Annotated in this window: 19 protein-coding genes; 9 read left to right on the forward strand and 10 right to left on the reverse strand. The window is 31.5% G+C overall.

Translation table 11 applies throughout. The features are described 5' to 3' along the window. Positions 1 to 9: 9 nt before the first annotated feature. Both trkA and BM072_RS01360 read left to right on the forward strand, forming a co-directional pair. On the forward strand, positions 10 to 1377 hold the full coding sequence (gene trkA / locus BM072_RS01355; RefSeq protein WP_092905790.1) for a Trk system potassium transporter TrkA: 1368 nt from the start codon (positions 10 to 12) through the stop codon (positions 1375 to 1377). Beyond that, positions 1377 to 2918, forward strand: coding sequence for a TrkH family potassium uptake protein (locus tag BM072_RS01360; protein ID WP_092905792.1), 1542 nt, complete (start codon positions 1377 to 1379; stop codon positions 2916 to 2918). The genes trkA and BM072_RS01360 overlap by 1 nt, the downstream gene beginning before the upstream one ends. On the opposite strand, the gene BM072_RS01365 is transcribed toward BM072_RS01360, so the two are convergent. Together BM072_RS01365 and BM072_RS01370 are read right to left on the reverse strand one after the other, a co-directional pair. Further along, the gene (locus BM072_RS01365; RefSeq protein ID WP_092905794.1) at positions 2915 to 3889 is read right to left on the reverse strand and encodes a glycosyltransferase family protein; all 975 of its coding nucleotides are present in this window, start codon (positions 3887 to 3889) and stop codon (positions 2915 to 2917) included. The two genes, BM072_RS01360 and BM072_RS01365, sit on opposite strands and share 4 nt — an antisense overlap. Beyond that, complete coding sequence (locus BM072_RS01370; RefSeq protein WP_092905796.1) at positions 3890 to 4714, reverse strand: UDP-2,3-diacylglucosamine diphosphatase; 825 nt, start codon at positions 4712 to 4714, stop codon at positions 3890 to 3892. Between the two features lie 92 nt (positions 4715 to 4806). Between BM072_RS01370 and BM072_RS01375 the strand changes: the two genes are divergently transcribed. Beyond that, positions 4807 to 5019 (forward strand): heavy-metal-associated domain-containing protein, encoded by a 213-nt coding sequence (locus BM072_RS01375; protein ID WP_092905798.1) that lies wholly within the window; start codon positions 4807 to 4809, stop codon positions 5017 to 5019. 56 nt (positions 5020 to 5075) lie between these two features. Here the strand turns inward: BM072_RS01375 and BM072_RS01380 are convergent, their stop codons facing one another. Together BM072_RS01380 and lpdA are read right to left on the reverse strand one after the other, a co-directional pair. After that, positions 5076 to 5849 (reverse strand): T9SS type A sorting domain-containing protein, encoded by a 774-nt coding sequence (locus BM072_RS01380; RefSeq protein ID WP_092905800.1) that lies wholly within the window; start codon positions 5847 to 5849, stop codon positions 5076 to 5078. Between the two features lie 212 nt (positions 5850 to 6061). Next, entirely contained in the window at positions 6062 to 7453 is a 1392-nt protein-coding gene (gene lpdA, locus BM072_RS01385) for a dihydrolipoyl dehydrogenase (RefSeq protein WP_092905882.1), read from the reverse strand. 90 nt (positions 7454 to 7543) lie between these two features. Here lpdA and BM072_RS01390 point away from each other — a divergent pair, with 90 nt between their 5' ends. Beyond that, complete coding sequence (locus BM072_RS01390; RefSeq protein ID WP_092905803.1) at positions 7544 to 7891, forward strand: hypothetical protein; 348 nt, start codon at positions 7544 to 7546, stop codon at positions 7889 to 7891. A gap of 45 nt (positions 7892 to 7936) precedes the next feature. Here BM072_RS01390 and BM072_RS01395 read toward each other — a convergent pair whose 3' ends face one another. Further along, positions 7937 to 8161: a hypothetical protein gene (locus tag BM072_RS01395; protein WP_092905805.1), complete on the reverse strand. Its 225-nt coding sequence runs from the start codon at positions 8159 to 8161 to the stop codon at positions 7937 to 7939. 116 nt (positions 8162 to 8277) lie between these two features. Between BM072_RS01395 and BM072_RS01400 the strand changes: the two genes are divergently transcribed. Both BM072_RS01400 and BM072_RS01405 read left to right on the forward strand, forming a co-directional pair. After that, complete coding sequence (locus tag BM072_RS01400) at positions 8278 to 8763, forward strand: SRPBCC family protein (protein ID WP_092905807.1); 486 nt, start codon at positions 8278 to 8280, stop codon at positions 8761 to 8763. 3 nt (positions 8764 to 8766) lie between these two features. After that, positions 8767 to 9381 carry an alpha-ketoglutarate-dependent dioxygenase AlkB family protein gene (locus BM072_RS01405; RefSeq protein WP_092905809.1) on the forward strand — a complete coding sequence of 205 codons (615 nt, stop codon included), beginning with the start codon at positions 8767 to 8769 and terminating at the stop codon, positions 9379 to 9381. A gap of 1 nt (position 9382) precedes the next feature. Here BM072_RS01405 and BM072_RS01410 read toward each other — a convergent pair whose 3' ends face one another. Together BM072_RS01410 and BM072_RS01415 are read right to left on the reverse strand one after the other, a co-directional pair. Then, positions 9383 to 9886 carry a hypothetical protein gene (locus BM072_RS01410; protein WP_177190234.1) on the reverse strand — a complete coding sequence of 168 codons (504 nt, stop codon included), beginning with the start codon at positions 9884 to 9886 and terminating at the stop codon, positions 9383 to 9385. Between the two features lie 148 nt (positions 9887 to 10034). Further along, positions 10035 to 10781, reverse strand: a complete 747-nt coding sequence (locus BM072_RS01415; RefSeq protein WP_245752018.1) for a M15 family metallopeptidase — start codon at positions 10779 to 10781, stop codon at positions 10035 to 10037. A 69-nt stretch (positions 10782 to 10850) separates the two neighbouring features. On the opposite strand from BM072_RS01415, the gene BM072_RS01420 reads away from it, so the two are divergent. After that, a complete protein-coding gene (locus BM072_RS01420; RefSeq protein ID WP_177190235.1) occupies positions 10851 to 12125 on the forward strand; it encodes a hemolysin family protein in 1275 nt (424 codons plus the stop codon). A gap of 47 nt (positions 12126 to 12172) precedes the next feature. Here BM072_RS01420 and BM072_RS01425 read toward each other — a convergent pair whose 3' ends face one another. Both BM072_RS01425 and pepT read right to left on the reverse strand, forming a co-directional pair. Then, positions 12173 to 12841, reverse strand: coding sequence for a head GIN domain-containing protein (locus tag BM072_RS01425; RefSeq protein WP_092905818.1), 669 nt, complete (start codon positions 12839 to 12841; stop codon positions 12173 to 12175). A 98-nt stretch (positions 12842 to 12939) separates the two neighbouring features. Beyond that, a complete protein-coding gene (gene pepT / locus BM072_RS01430) occupies positions 12940 to 14175 on the reverse strand; it encodes a peptidase T (RefSeq protein WP_092905820.1) in 1236 nt (411 codons plus the stop codon). Positions 14176 to 14240: 65 nt separating this feature from the next. Here pepT and BM072_RS01435 point away from each other — a divergent pair, with 65 nt between their 5' ends. Continuing rightward, a complete protein-coding gene (locus BM072_RS01435) occupies positions 14241 to 15107 on the forward strand; it encodes a beta/alpha barrel domain-containing protein (protein ID WP_092905822.1) in 867 nt (288 codons plus the stop codon). A gap of 137 nt (positions 15108 to 15244) precedes the next feature. Beyond that, positions 15245 to 16615 (forward strand): peptidylprolyl isomerase, encoded by a 1371-nt coding sequence (locus BM072_RS01440; protein ID WP_245752019.1) that lies wholly within the window; start codon positions 15245 to 15247, stop codon positions 16613 to 16615. 67 nt (positions 16616 to 16682) lie between these two features. On the opposite strand, the gene BM072_RS01445 is transcribed toward BM072_RS01440, so the two are convergent. After that, positions 16683 to 17225 carry a lipocalin family protein gene (locus BM072_RS01445; RefSeq protein ID WP_092905824.1) on the reverse strand — a complete coding sequence of 181 codons (543 nt, stop codon included), beginning with the start codon at positions 17223 to 17225 and terminating at the stop codon, positions 16683 to 16685. Between the last annotated feature and the right edge of the window lie 63 nt (positions 17226 to 17288).

Raw genomic sequence — 17288 nt, forward strand, 5'->3', positions numbered from 1 at the left:
ATTTCTTAAATGAAAATCATTATCGGAGGTGCTGGTGAAGTAGGATTTCACTTAGCAAAATTACTATCTAATGAGATGAATGATATCGTCATTATGGATATGGATAAAGAAAAATTAGCCATGATCGAAAACTCATTAGATGTAATGGCTTATCGCGGTGATATCACGTCTTTCAAAGCATTGAGAGAAGTTGGGGTTGACGAAGCAGATATGTTTATTTCTGTTACTCATCTTCAAAATACAAATATTACCAGCGCTTCTATCGCCAAAGATTTGGGTGCAAAACGTACTTTAGCACGTATTTCTAATCCCGAATTTTTGCACAAAGAAAATCAACTTTGGGTACAAGGAATGGGGATTGATGCCTTAATCAGTCCCGAAAAATTAGCCGCCGACGAAATTTATTCGTTGGTACAACAATCTGCTTTTAATGCGATGCATCCTTTCGCAAATGGTCAGTTGTTTATGGTTGGAACTGTTTTGGACAAAGATTGCAAAATTTTGGACAAAAAGTACAAAGACATGTACATTACAGCAAAAGGTGGCGACGAAAATCTTTTGATTCCAATTGCGATTATTCGAAGTAATGAGCGTGGCGAATACAAAACAATTATTCCCGAACCTGATACTGATTTTAGAATAGATGATCACGTTTATTTTATCGTAAAAAAATCTGGAATCTTAGAAATTTATAAAATTTTAGGTAAAAAACAAGAGTATTTTAAAAATGTAATTGTTTTGGGCGGAGGAAGTATTGGTGTAAAAACGTCTAAACTTCTTAAAGAAAATAAACACAATGTAAAACTGTTAGAAATCAATCGAAATAAAGCATTTGATTTAGCAGACGAATTAAATAACATATTGATTATTAACGGTGACGGGCGTGATGGTGAGCTATTAACAGAAGAAGGTATTTCTGATTCTGACGCATTTATTGCCGTTACAGGAAGTTCGGAAACCAACATTATGTCATGTCTTTTGGCAAAATCAAAAGGTGTTAAAAAAACGATTGCTTTAGTCGAAAATATCGACTATATTCATCTAAGCCACGAAGTTGGAATTAATGCTTTTATCAATAAAAAATTGTTAACTGCAGATAGTATTTTCCGATATATTCGTCAAGGCTCTGTGATTGATGTAACTGGAATTTCTGATTTAGACGCCGAAGTTTTAGAGTTCAAAATTCACGAAGATTCAGAAATTGCCTACAAAAATGTTCATGATTTTCCGTTCAAAAATGGAGCAATTATCGCAGGAATTGTTCGTAGAAATGATGGTTTTATACCAACTAAAGATTTTGTTATCGAACCAAATGACCATGTTGTGGTTTTCAGTCAAGCCAATTTAATTCCAAAAGTGACAAAATATTTTAAATAATGAAATCATTAAACATCAAAGTAATTCTTAACCTTTCGGGTGTTTTATTATTACTAAATGCGCTGTTCATGTTTATCGCAACATGCGTTAGCATTTATTTTGATGATCACCTAACCTACCCTTTTCTGCTTTCAGGATTTTTGGTGGGATTTGGAGGTTTTGCAATGATGTTTTTAACACGTGACAGACGCAAAGATATCAACAAACGCGAAGGTTATATCGTTGTTTGTGTAGGTTGGCTCTTCTTGATTTTGTCTGGATGTTTGCCTTATGTAACTTCACTTTTTTTTCTACCAAATGATCATATAATTGCAGAAAATTTTAGTGTCGTCAACATTATTTATGAAACCGTTTCGGGTTATACAGCCACGGGAACGTCTATTTATGATGATGTAGAAAGTCTGCCAAAAAGTATTTTGTTTTGGCGAAGTACAACCAATTGGATTGGTGGTATGGGAATTATCGTTTTGACAATTGCTATTTTACCGTTTTTAGGAATTGGTGGACGACAACTTTTTATGGCCGAAGCGCCCGGAATTTATACCGATAAAATACATCCTAGAATCACAGAAACTGCAAAAAATCTTTGGTTGGTTTACCTTGGTTTGACTGCTTTTTTTGCCGCTCTTTTATATTTTGGAGGAATGAATCTTTTTGATGCTGCAAACCATTCTATGAGTGTTATTGCAACGGCAGGTTTTTCTACTAAAAATGAGGGAATTATGTATTGGAATAACAATGTTTTTATTCAATATGTACTAATTGTGATGATGTTTTTGGGCGGAACAAACTTTGCTTTAATTTATTTAATGATTAAAGGTCAGTTCAAAAAAATATGGAAAAACGAAGAATTTAGATGGTGGGTTGGCTTAATTGCAGTAACCACAATTATTGTTTTTTTCGCACTATTTTACATTGTTTATCCAACATATTCTACCGAAACATATTCGTGGTTTAACTTCGAACATTCATTCCGAAGTTCACTATTTCACGTTGTTTCAATCGCTTCTACAACAGCTTTAGCAATGGAAGATTATACAAGTTGGTTAAGTATTACAACACTCATCTTTTTCTCCTTATTTTTCATCGGAGGTTCGGCTGGTTCTACATCTGGAGGAATTACCGTAATTCGCCATGTCATTTTATTAAAAAATAGTTGGGTTGAGTTTAAACGTATTTTACATCCAAATGCAATAATCCCAGTTCGTTATAACAATCGTTCACTCAATCAATCTATTGTATTCCATGTCATGGCATTTTTTGTCATGTTTATGTTTACGTGGATTGCCAGTTCTATTTTATTCGCAATGTTGAATTATGGGATAACTATGAGTTTTCAAAACATCTTGACATCGCTTACTATAACCGCATCTACACTAGGAAATGTTGGACCAGGAATCGGAGAATACGGACCAGGATCGTCAATGAATTCCTTATCAGATGGCGCAAAATTATTGTGTTGTTTTTTAATGATTTTGGGTAGATTAGAATTATTTACAATCTTAATTTTATTTACACCAGCTTTCTGGAAAAATACTTAAACACTATGTTGAGTCATCAAATGTGATATTATTTCTTCTGCTTGATCAGGAAAATATTTGTGAATTATCTTGCTCGAATCAACCCATTTTTGAATTTTTTCACGACTCAAATCGTACGAATAATCAACACCAATATTCTTTAAAGCCTCGCAATTACACATTTGCTCGTATTGCCCTTTTATTGGAATCACAAATAACTTTTTCTCTAAATAAATAGATTCAGCAGGCAATTCAAAACCTGCACCACATAAAACGCCTTTGCAATTTGCTAAAGTTTGTGTAAATAAATCTTCGTCTATAGGAAAAATTTCTACATTAAACTGAGTTGTTTTTGTTTTTACAAAAGGAGAAAAAACTTTCCAATTTGATTCTTTTACAGATGATAAACATTCTATAATTTCGTTTGGATGAAAACTTGGTAAATAAACCAAATAAAATTCTTCTTGTTTTGTATCTAATTCACGAATTTTATCACGAATAATTGGTAAAAAAATTGAATCATTATATGTTTCAAAATGAAAACCATAATGAGTTGTTGTTGGCGCATAATATTTAATTATTTTCTCTCCAATTTTATTTTTCACTTTGGGAGTTTCATCAAATAAAAGTGATGCTTGATGACTTAAACCAATAATTTTTTTCTTCTTTTTTTTAGCTGAATGCGCAGTTATTGGCTCAAAATCATTGATAATTACATCATAATCATCAATCGGAAAATGGTTAACTTCATTCAGAAAAGATTTAAAACTATTGTGTTTAATAATCTTTTTATAAGAAATTTTACCGAGTTGATTATAAAATAAAGACAAACCTTGCCTTTGTTTTACATCATAATTATCTAGTTTTAATTGTGAGTTAGATCCACTCATAAACACATCTAATTCACCATAATTTTCAAGAATTGGCAACATTTTTTGCGCACGAGCCAAATGCCCATTACCCGTTCCTTGCAAAGCGTATAAAATCTTCATTTACTTATTATTTAAAATTGAAATAATCAATTCATCAAGTGAATAATTAAACTCAACTTCCTCTAAATTCTGCATTAATTCTTTTTTATGATCTTCAAAATAAAAAATTGTCCATTGATTATTCTCAAATTCTAAAGCCGAAAGATTTTCTATCCAATCGCCCGAATTCATATAAATACAATTTCCTTTTTCTGTCTTTACTTTTCGCAATTGTGGTTGATGAATATGTCCGCAAACAACATAATCGTACTGATTTTCTATGGCTAATTCGGCAGCAGTTTGTTCGAAATCATTAATATGTTTAACTGCTTTTTTAACTGAATTTTTAATCTTTTTTGAAAGCGAATACTTCTCTTTTCCAAAAAATTCTAATCCTAAATTAATAATATGATTGAATTGAATTAAACGATCGTATCCCCAACCGCCAAGTTTCGCAACCCATTTGGAATGTTGTATAGAAGCATCAAACACATCTCCATGAAAAATCCACGCTACTTTATCAACTTGTTTCAACATATATTTGTCTGTCAACAAAATGTTTCCAAAACTCATTGTTTTGAATTTTCGTAGTAATTCGTCATGATTTCCTGTAATATAAATAATTGGAATTCCTTGCTCCGAAAGATTTAATAAATAACTAATTACCTGAAGATGTGCTTCTGGAAAATAACTTTTCTTAAAATTCCAAATATCAACAATATCACCATTCAAAATAATTTTTTTGGGATTGATAGATTGTAGATAAGCCAACAATTCTTGTGCTTTACAACCATAAGTTCCTAAGTGAACATCCGAAATAATTACAACATCAAGATTACGTCTCATTGATTTTTATTTAAATTTCGGTATCAAATATTACTTAAACATTGTCTAAATCTTATGAAATCTTTATAAATTTGAGTCTAAATTGTAAAATTATGTCAGAATTAAAATTCAAAACAAATATAAATTGTGATAGTTGTATCAAATCTGTTAAACCATTTTTGGACGAAGTTGTTGGTGAAGATAACTGGAAGGTTGATACAAGTGACGAGAAAAAGATTTTAACTGTAACAACGACTGAAGATGAAGATGATGTTGTAGAAGCGGTTACTGATGCTGGATTTAAAATTCAGAAATTAGATAATTAATAAAAAAAGCGATTCAAAATTGAATCGCTTTTTTGTTATTATTAAGAATATTAAAATTATTTCTTAACTACTTTTTGAGTTGCAGTTTTACCGTTTGTAGTTGTTTTAACTACATAAGTTCCTTTAGTTAAAGAAGAAACATTTACGTTTTGAACTCCATTAACTTCAAAAGATTTTACCAATTGTCCGTTCATGTTATAAACTTCTACAGTTGATTTTTCTTTAACAGAAAATAATGCATCGTTATTCCAAATTGTACTGAATACAGCTTTAGAAGCATTTAAATCATCTAAACCTAATGAATTTGCAGTCCAAATTACATTATCTACTGTAAATTGTTTATTACCAGCTACAGTTCCACCTGCATAAGAAATTTTAACTTTTACTGCACCAGCCTTTTTAACTGAAGTTGTTGAAGTAAATACTGTTGTTTGTGCTCCTGATCCTTCTCCAAATGGAGCAATTGCATTTACTTGTACACCATCTACATAAACAGCAATAGTTCTTATGCTACCTCCTGTAAATGCTTTTCTATAAGAAAATGTAAATTCACCAACTCCATTAGGAATAGTAAATTCAACTGAACTTGGTTCATCTGATCTTCTTAGCATAATTCCTTTTGAATTTTGAATAGAAGAATCATCAGGAGTTCCTAAACCTTCATTTCTCGATTGTACAAAACTTACATTAACACCAGCTGTTTCTCCTGCAAAAGAACCATCTGCATAACTAGTAGTTAAAACTGATTGTTTTTCAAAAGATTCAGAACCTTGTGCAAAAGATAAAGTTGAAAAAGCAGCAACAGCTACTAAAGAATAGAATTTTTTCATATTTATATTTTTAAATTTATTAATAACAAATATAGGATTAAAATTTAATTTTATAAAACATTTTAAACTCCGCAAAATTATTTAACCATTTATTAATCTTGGACATAACTGCTAAAAAACACAAACACAATAATAGATATACATTATTCACAAAAAAAGCGATTCAAAATTGAATCGCTTTTTTTGTTATTCTTTATAATTAATTCTATTTCTTAAATATGAATTGCATGACCATAAGCATCTTCTACAGCCTCCATAATAGCTTCTGCCATTGTTGGGTGTGCATGTACAGATTTCATAATTTCGTGTCCTGTCGTTTCTAATTTACGTGCTACAACTGCTTCTGCAATCATTTCTGTAACACCATCACCAATCATGTGACAACCTAACCATTCACCATATTTAGCATCAAATACAACTTTTACAAATCCATCAGCAGCTCCGTTTGCAACAGCTTTACCGTTTGCAGAGAAAGGAAATTTACCAACTTTTACTTCGTAACCTGCTTCTTTTGCTTTTGCTTCTGTTAAACCTACAGATGCAATTTCTGGAGAACAGTATGTACAACCTGGGATATTTCCGTAATCAATTGGTTCTACTTTTTCACCAGCAATATGCTCTACACATAAAATTCCTTGTGCAGAAGCTAAATGCGCTAAATCAGCACCTTTTACAACATCACCAATAGCAAAATAACCTTTTACAGAAGTTTCACAAAAATCATTAATTACAATTTTTCCTCTTTCTGTTGCAATACCAACTTCTTCTAAACCGATATTTTCTGTATTTGGAACAACTCCTGCAGCAGATAAAACAACTTCAGCTTCAAGAACTTCTTCTCCTTTTGCTGTTTTTATTGTTGCTTTTACTAAGTCTCCAGTTGTATCAACACCTGTAACTTCTGCATTTGTTAAAATCTTGATACCCGATTTTTTAAGTGATAATTGTAATTGTTTCGAAATATCTTCGTCTTCTACAGGTACAACTCTTGGTAAATATTCTACAATAGTTACATCTGTTCCTAATGTATTATAAAAATGTGCAAACTCTACTCCAATCGCTCCAGAACCAACTACAATCATAGATTTTGGTCGTTTTTCCATTGCTAATGCTCCGCGGTAACCAATTACTTTTTTACCATCTTGTGGTAAAGCTGGTAAATCGCGAGAGCGAGCTCCTGTTGCAATAATAATATTTTCTGAAGCTAATTCGTTTACTGATCCATCTGCAGCAGTAACTTTTACTTTTTTTCCAGGTAAAACTTTCGCTTCACCTTGAATAACTTCAATCTTATTTTTTTTCATTAAGAACTGAACACCTTTGCTCATACGATCTGCAACTCCTCTACTACGAGAAACTACATTTCCGAATTCAAATGAAATATCTGAAGGTAAGTTTATTCCAAAATCTTCTGCATGATTTAAATATTTAAATACTTGTGCAGATTTTAACAAAGCTTTTGTTGGTATACATCCCCAATTTAGGCAGATTCCTCCTAACTCAGCTTTTTCTACGATTGCTACTTTTTTACCTAATTGTGCTGCTCTAATTGCAGCTACGTATCCACCAGGACCACTTCCAATAACTATAATGTCGTAACTCATTTTTTCCATAATTTGAATGTAAATTTAATAATTATTGAATGAAATAAAAGCGATTCTGTAAAATAGATTAAAATTTCTTATTTTTGCACTGTGAAAATATTCTTTGAAAATTATGCAGATGACTTAATCGTCGAAACAGAAATACCTTTAGAAGGTAGCCTGCAGCAAGCTATTGAGATTTTTCATAACCTACCCGATTATGACGGCAGTTATATAGGTTTGGTAAATCAAGATGGAAATACTGTTCAGATTTCAAAATATGATCGTTTTTTATTTTTGGTAGAAATCCCTGTTTATGAGGAACAAGCGTCCTATTCTACGCTTTTTACTTATTTTCAGGTGAAGCAATTATTAATAAATTTATACCAAGGATTTGATCCATACGAAATAAGCAATTTAAAATTCGAAACGTATTTAACAGAAAAAGCAACGAAATAATTCGTTGCTTTTTTTATATAGAATAAATATGTTTCATCATTTTATTTAAAAATCTAAATCATTCACTTTATACTCTACTTTCTTTTTTGCATTTTTCTTTACATAATTTATTAATACAATAACCAATGTAAATACAGATAATGCAAAAGTTACATCTAATAACGAATCAGCCAATTCTACCTTCATAATTTTAAGAAATCCTGAAACTGAAACTAAAATAAAACTGATTAGGTAGAAGAAAATTGGGTGTTTAAAATTTAGTTTTTCCATTTTTTGTGTGTTAATTACTCATTACTAAAATATAAAGTTTTTTTAAAGTAACAAATTATTCTCACAATTATTTTAACTAATTTTTAAGATATCTTTAAACTATCATTATTAATGTTATGAAATCAATTCAACTCCAAACAAATATTAATGCACCAATTCATCGTGTTTTTGATTTATCGCGAAGTATAGACTTGCATAAATTATCAACAAAAGAAACAAATGAACAAGCAATTGCAGGACGTGTTTCTGGTTTGATTGAATTGGATGAATTTGTTACTTGGCGCGCCAAACATCTTGGGTTTTATCAAACATTAACAGTTAAAATTATCAAATTTCAACAACCTTATTTGTTTATTGATGAAATGATAAATGGCGCTTTTAAAAGCATGAAACACGAACATCATTTTGAAGAAATAGAAAATGGTACAAAAATGATTGATATTTTTACATTTGAAGCTCCTTTGGGATTTCTCGGTAAAATTGCAGAAAATTTGTTTCTAGAAAAGTACATGAAAAACTTTTTAATTAAACGAAATCAAACCATTAAGCAAGTTGCCGAAAGTAACGATTGGAAGAAAATTTTAGAAAAAGTAAACAAATAGCAGATGGATTTATTTAATGATTTATACGATTGTACAGAAAACCTTTTGCCAAAAGAAGGAATCGTCAATTATTTTGGACAAATTATGACACATGAAGAAGCTAATCAGTATTATAAGTTGCTTTTAAATGAAATTGATTGGAAAAATGATCAAGCCGTAATTTTTGGAAAATTAATCGAAACCAAACGAAAAATAGCTTGGTACGGCGATATTCCTTTTGCATATACCTATTCTAAGGTCACAAAAACGGCGTTGCCTTGGACAAAAACATTGATGCAATTAAAACAATTAGCCGAATTAAAAACTGGAGAAACTTACAATTCGTGTTTGTTAAATCTCTATCACGATGGTTCCGAAGGAATGGCTTGGCACAGCGATGGCGAAAAACAGTTGAAACGTCATGGTGCAATTGCGTCATTAAGTTTTGGTGCCGAACGTAAATTTGCTTTTAAACACAAGCAAACAAAAGAAGTTGTTGCTTTAAATTTAGCCAGCGGAAGTTTATTGGTGATGAAAGGTACAACGCAAGATAATTGGCTACATCGCCTACCTCCGACTAAAAAAGTTGGAAATCCTCGGGTTAATTTAACCTTTAGAACAATTGATTTAGACCAATAAATTATTTCTGTTTAGAGATTTCAGCTTTGTAAAAAGCCATACTTTGTTGATCGAATTTTTTCAAATAATCATCGTTAAAATCATTCAAAAGAATTGGTTGCAAATCTAATTTTGTTTTTAGCGTTGGAAGTGAAATAACTTTATTTGAGTTTTTGTCTAAACTAAGCCATTTCCCAATAAACTCTTGTGTCGCAGTGATAAAGCTAGATTCACCATTTTCTATCGAATAATCGTCCGAAACAATTTTACGTTTCAGGGCAGTTAAATCAATCGTTTTTGTTTGGCGATTGTATCTAAAATAAGTTGTAAATACAATATTATCTATTTTATTCTCAAACTTAAAACCATTCTTAGTTTCCTCTAAAATAGCACTTTTTGGCAATTCAGAAAAAGCTAAACTTGTCTGTTTTTTATAATCTAAAGAAGATAAAAGAAAAACAATTTTCTTTGTTTCATGGTCAATCATAATCTTATCAAATTTACCATCGCCGTCAAAATCTTTCACAATCATATCTTTTGCAAAAATTATAGAATTAATGCTAAAAAATAAGGCTATGAAAAAATGTAACTTCATGAATAATATTTAAATAAGTCTAAATTAGAAATTGATATTCTAAAGGTACCACAAAAAAAGCTCCAAAAAGGAGCTTTAACTATTTAATTTCTGGATTAATATCCAATATATTTTCTTTCTTGTATTTTTCTATAAAATCATCGGTAAAATTATCGCTTCCCAACAATTTATTTTCTTGTAAAACCTTCTTTATATCTAGCTTTTTATAGGCTTGCAACATTGGTTCTGCAATTGGTTTGTAACTAAAATGCCAAGGTTCATATTTAAAACCTTTTCGGTTCGGATTGTTTGTATACACCAAATAAAAACCATATTTCGAGGCATTTTCATCTAACCAAAGTTTAAATTTATGCATCGATCCGCCTTCATTAAAATGTTTTTCGTTTAACGGATCTCCAGGAATTCCTTTTGTTGCATCAATAATATCCAAATCTGTTCCCCAATGATGGCGCGACGTTCCCGGAATTGTAGAATATTCTATAATCTTTTCTATATTTTGTTTTGGCGCAATTTTTTTGGCTTGATTTGATTTATACTTACGCTCCCAAATACCATTTTGATACGCATAACTACGATAACTAGACACCACATGTATTTTAAAACCTGCTTTTTGTGCTTCCGTTTTCATCAACTCAAATTGCTTTGCAACCTCTGGCAAAAGCTTATACTCTTTCCCAACAACCGCAGGGTTTCCTTTACCAATAAGCTCTGCGGTTGTAAAACTAGAATAAATAGTATCCGAATCGGTTTGTATTTGTTCGCTATTTCCAAACGCGCAACTTATGTTGACAAAAAATGCGAGGATAATTAAATAAGAAAATTTCATAATATTAAATTGAGACATTAAGCTAGGTATTAGATTTTGGTTTATTTTTATCAAAATTATAAAATAAAAGTGGAGATACTCATAATAATTGTCTTGATTTTGTTGAACGGAATTTTTTCGATGTCAGAAATGGCACTTGTTTCGTCAAGAAAATTTAAGCTAGAAAATGAAATGAAAAAAGGAAGTTCTGGTGCAAAAACAGCATTAGAATTAGCAGAAAACCCCAACAGATTTTTATCAACCGTACAAATCGGAATTACTCTAATCGGAATTTTATTGGGAGTTTTTTCGGGCGATAAATTAACGACAGATTTAACCAACTTTCTCTCTAACATACCATTTATAGCACCTTACGCCAAAACTGCCGCAGCTATTGTAATGGTGGTTATCATTACTTATTTTTCGATTGTTTTTGGCGAATTATTACCAAAAAGATTGGGTATGCGCTTTCCCGAAGCCGTTTCTACAATTGTTGCAAAACCTATGAAATTATTGTCTGTAATTACCTCGCCATTTGTTTGGTTATTGACGGTTACAAACGATACATTTTTGAAACTTTTCGGAATTAAAGACAATTCTGGCGAAGTGGTAAGCGAAGAAGAAATTAAAAATATTATAAAAGAAAGTACCGAAGGTGGCGAAATTCAGGAAAAAGAACACGAAATTTTAGAACGTGTTTTTGAGCTTGGCGATCGTCGCGTAAATACGTTGGCAACGCATCGTTCTGAGATTGTTTATTTAACCTTGACGGATGATTACGACACCGTTCGTTCAAAAATAAAGAAAGACAAACATTCGGCTTATCCCGTTTGTAAGGCAGATAATTTAGACCAAATTGTAGGTTTTATCAACCTAAAAGATTTATTTGGAACAAGTAGAGAAGATTTTCAGTTAAAGAAATTTCTACGAAAAGCAATTTTTGTTAACGAAAATTCGTTCTGTTATCCGTTGTTAGAGCAGTTGCAAAACTCGCATTCGCACGTTGCAGTAATGATTGACGAATATGGTACAACGGCTGGTATTGTGACCGTAAACGATATAATGGATGAGTTGATTGGCGAAATGCCCGAAAACCAAAACGAAGATTTTGAAATTGTAGAACGCGAAGATGGTTCGTGGTTAATAGATGGTCAATTTTCTATTTATGAGTTCGAAAAATATTTCGGAATTGATATTGAGGAAGAAATTGAGAATTTATTTGTAACCGTTTCGGGTTTATTTTATCATTATTTAGACACTATGCCAAATGTTGGCGATAAAATTACGGTAGACGATTTAACCTTAGAAATTATTGACAAAGACGGTAATCGTATTGATAAAATATTGGCTTATCGTAAAGCATAAAAAAAACTCAACCAATTGGTTGAGTTTTTTTTTTATAGATTTATATTTTATTTAAAATTTATTCGTCCACCAGCAACTTTTTTCTGATTGCGTTGTTTTGGATTTCCATAAATATCTATTGTTCCACCTGCTCTTGTTTTTGCATCTACAGACGATGTAGAAGTCGCTTCTATAAATCCGCCAGCATTTGTAGTTAGTGTAGAATATTCTGCTTTTAAAGTTTTAGAATAATATTTTCCACCCGAATTAGCAACCACAGTTTGAGATTCTGTTTTTCCTGTTAAAATAACTTCACCACCCGAATTTATCTTTACATCTAATTTTTTTGTGTCAACTGGTAATTTAATTGATGAACCTTCATTAGACGTTAAGTTTAAGGCTTGAGATTCGACTTCATCATCCGAAAAAATCTTAGAACCTTGGCTGGCTTGTATATCGTATAAGTTTTTGTAAAATACTTTTACTGTTGCGCCATCACCTTGCATTAATTTTGTTCCTGATAATTTTATTTTTAACTCGCCATTGTTATTCTCAACCTGAACATCTGCTGCATTTACACCATCTACTTCAACCAAGTTTTTGTTTGAAGCAACTAATTCAACTGGGATTTTATCATATACTTTTAATGAATTAAAATCACCTACATTTCTTTCTGTTTGGGCAAATGCGAATTGAGTTCCAAATAACGCAATAGCTGTTAATACAATATTTTTCATAAAAAAAGTTTTCTTAATTGATTTGATTAAGTTACACAAAATTCAAACCAAAAAAAAAACTCTCCTTTAAAAAACAGTTCTTATAAAACTATTCTCTCTTATTTTTGAGCTGTTAATTCAGCAATACGTACAATAACTTCTGTTGCTTTTAACATAGATTCTACAGGAACATACTCATATGGTCCGTGGAAATTATGTCCACCAGCAAAGATATTTGGACAAGGTAATCCCATAAAAGATAAACGTGCACCGTCTGTACCACCACGAATTGGTTTGATGTTTGGTGTAACACCACAATCTTTAAGTGCTTGTTCTGCGATTTCTACTGATTGAAATTTTTCTTGAACTTTTTCAATCATGTTAAAATACTGATCCGTAACCGTAGCCGTAACTACTTCGTGATCAAAACGCTCTTGTATATCTTCTGCAATTTGTAAAAATAAAGCTTTACGCGCTTCATATTGCTCCATATCATGATCACGAATAATGTAAACTAATTTTGCTTCGCTTACAGAACCTGACATTTTTGCTAAATGAAAAAAACCTTCGCGGTTGTCCGTTAATTCAGGTACTTCATCACTTGGAAATTGTGCAGCAAATTCCATCGCTAAATTAGCAGCGTTAATCATTTTATTTTTTGCATAACCTGGATGCACAGATTTACCTTTAAAAGTAACAATTCCAGATGCAGCATTAAAGTTTTCGTACTCTAATTCTCCAATCTCAGAACCATCCATTGTATACGCCCATTCTGCTCCAAATTTCTCTACATTAAAGAAATCTGCTCCACGACCTACTTCTTCATCTGGAGTAAATCCAATTGCAATACGACCATGTTTAATTTCTGGATGTGCGATTAAATATTCTGCTGCTGTTACAATTTCTGCAACACCCGCTTTATCATCAGCACCTAATAAAGTTGTACCATCAGTTGTGATGATCGTTTGACCTTTATATTGAGCTAATTCTGGAAATTCTGAAGGCGATAAAATCATGCTTTCGTTTAACTTGATATCTCCACCATCATAATTTTCCCAAATTTGAGGTTTTACATTTTCTGCTGTATAATCTGGCGATGTATCCATGTGCGAAACGAACCCAATTGTAGGTACTTCGTGCGCTACAGTAGACGGTACATATCCAAAAACATATCCGTTTTCGTCAATAGAAACATCTTCTAAACCAATTTGTTTTAATTCTTCAACCAAATAATTTGCTAAATCCCATTGACGATCTGTACTTGGAAATTTATCTAAAAAAGCTTCACTTTCTGTGTAAACACTAACATATTTTAAAAAGCGGTTAACCAACTTTTCTCTCCATTCTGTTTGCATTGCGTTTTAATTTTTGTCAAAATTAGTAAATTATCTACCTTTAAAGCGCAAATTAAACCAAAAAAATGAGTGAAGTAACTTTTAAGATCATTGAATGTCCGCGTGATGCCATGCAAGGTCGTAAAGATTTTATACCAACTGATGCTAAAATAGATTATTTAAATCGTTTGTTAACAGTAGGATTTGAGGCAATTGACTGTGGAAGCTTTGTATCACCTAAAGCCATTCCGCAAATGGCGGATACCCAAGAAGTGTTGGATAATATTGATAAAAGTACATCTAAATCAAAATTATCTGTTGTTGTTGCAAATCGTAGCGGTGCTATAAAAGCAACTGAGCACGAAAAAGTAGATATTGTAGGTTTTCCTTTCTCTATTTCAGAAAATTTTCAACAATATAACACAAACAAAAGCCGAGAAGAAGCTTTTGAATTGGTTAAAGAAATTAATCAAATTACCAATGATAGTGGTAAACATATGTTAATTTATCTATCAATGGCGTTTGGAAATCCGTATGGTGAAGAATGGAATGAAGAAATTGTGAAAGAATGGTCACAACGATTTGCGGATATTGGTATTACATCAATCAATTTATCTGATACAATAGGTGTTGCAGACGAAAAAACAATTGTTGATTTGTTTCAAAATCTAATTCCTCATTATCCAGAAATCGAGTTTGGCGCGCATTTTCATACCGTTTATTCGGATTGGCATACAAAAGTAAAAGCGGCTTATGACAATGGTTGTAGACGTTTTGACGGTGCGATAAAAGGTTTAGGCGGTTGTCCTATGGCAAAAAGTGAAATGGTTGGTAATATGCCTACCGAAAAATTAATTAGTTTTGCAAACGAACACAAAGAAAAGCATGGTTTAAATTTATTTGATTTTGAATCTGCTTGGAATGTTTCGCTAAGAACATTTGGTTTAATTTAGTCTTAACAATAAACTAAAAAATCAATTCTTTTGTTAAAGGAAATTAAAATATCGCAGACTTTAACAAAAAAAGTTAAATTTGCTCATCGGTAATAAAAAAATCGATGCTTAGAATATCAAAAATGAAATTAAAGTATATGAAATTTAAAACGAGTTTGGTGTTGTTAATTGCAACATTATTTACTGTAAATACTTTTGCGCAAACTGCACAAACAAAACCAACACGTCTTGCAAAGGTAGATGGTATTGCTGCTGTAATTGGTGATCAAATTGTTTTAGAATCGGATGTTGATCGTGATTTTTTAATGTCTAAACAACAAGGTATTAAGACAGAAGATAAATGTGATTTTTTAAATGATATGATGCTTGACAAAATGTTAGTGGATCGTGCAAGACAAGATACTTTAATTAAAGTAACGCAAGATGAAGTAACACGTCAATTAAATTCTCAAGTTGATGGATGGATTGCACAAGCTGGTAGTGAAAAGCAAATTTTAGACTTTTTTGGTTTCCGTACAATGGCGGAAATGAAAAACGAAACACGTTATTTAGTAGAAGATAACATCTATGCGCGTGAAAAACGTACAATGGTTGTGAAAGGAGCTGATGCTACACCAGAAGAAGTTCGTTTGTTTTTTGAAAAACACCAAGGTGAATTACCTGATGTAAAAGACGAATTATCTTTAAGTCATATTGTTCTTTATCCTGAAGTTTCGCAAGAAAATCAACAAAAAATTATTGATCAATTAAAAGAGATCAAAAAAGAAATTGAAGAAGGTGCATCATTTGCAACAAAAGCAATTTTATATTCAGAAGATCCAGGTTCGTCTAATAACGGTGGTGAATACAAAAAAGTAAGTCGTGGAAAAATGGTAAAAGAGTTTGATGCAGTTGCATTTAACTTACAAGAAGGTGAAATTTCTGAGCCATTTAAAACAGATTTTGGTTATCATATCGTTAAATTAGAAAAACGTAGAGGACAAGAATTAGATTTACGTCACATCTTAATTTCGTTGAAACCAACAGAAGAAGAGATAAAAGCGGCAACTAATAAATTAGATTCTATTCGTGTTTTAATTGGTGATAATAAAATGACTTTTAAAGATGCAGCGCTTAGATTTTCTGATGATAAATACACAAAATTTAATTCAGGTAACTTAACAAATCCTAATTCAGGAGAAGATCGTTTCGAAAAAATGGCTTTACCATTAGGAATGTTTACAGCTGTTTCTGGTTTAAATGAAGGTGATTTATCTAGTGTTTTTGAAGATGATTTTGAAAACAGAAAAGCATTACGTCTTTTAAAAGTTGACAAATTTTATCCTGCACACAAAATTAATTACGAAGACGATTATTACCGTATTCAGAAATTTGCAGTGCAAGACAAAGAGCGTACATTATTACTTGATTGGGTAAAACGTCAAGTTGGTGATGCGTTTATAAAAATTGGAGATGCATACAAAAACTGTGATTTTCCTATTGATTGGGAGAAAAAACAAGTAAAATAAAAATCTTATTATAACAAAAAAGCTCGAGAAATTCTCGAGCTTTTTTTATGTCTTTATATTACTTTTTCTATTTTCCGATTGTAACTTGAGAAGGCCAAATTAACTTATTTGTATCAAAGCCTACTTTTTTTGCTGAGTCTAAAAAACGAGCTTTTACTTTCTCTGAAATTTCTTTTTTGCGCGATAATATCCACAAAAATTTATAATCTTCACTCGCAACCAATGCATTATTATAGTCTTTATCAAAATCAATAATATACAATTGTTTCGCAAAAATTGGCAAAAATGTTGTCGACAATTTTCCTACATTTTCTATTTCCTGCTTCCCTATTCCTTCTGTTTTATCCCAACCTTTTTTCTTTGCATCAAAACCACGTACAATAATTTCTAACGTACCTTTTTCTTCATTCAAACTAAAACGATGCGTAACATTCGTTTGATTTTTTTGCACTTTATTCTCTAAACGCGCAATTTCGTACCAACGTCCTAAAAATCCTCCTAAATCAAAATTTTGAGCAGGCTTGTACTTTACATTCTTCTTATTATGATTAACAATATATGCAGTTGTCCCAATTGCAAGCGCAGCAAGGGCTAATTTCTTTAAATTCATTTGTCTAAAATGTTAGGTTGCAAATGTATCAATAAAAATAAAATTGAAAAAATTAGAATTTTA

The organism is Algoriella xinjiangensis (assembly GCF_900115015.1).
GTDB classification, from domain to species: Bacteria; Bacteroidota; Bacteroidia; order Flavobacteriales; family Weeksellaceae; genus Empedobacter; species Empedobacter xinjiangensis.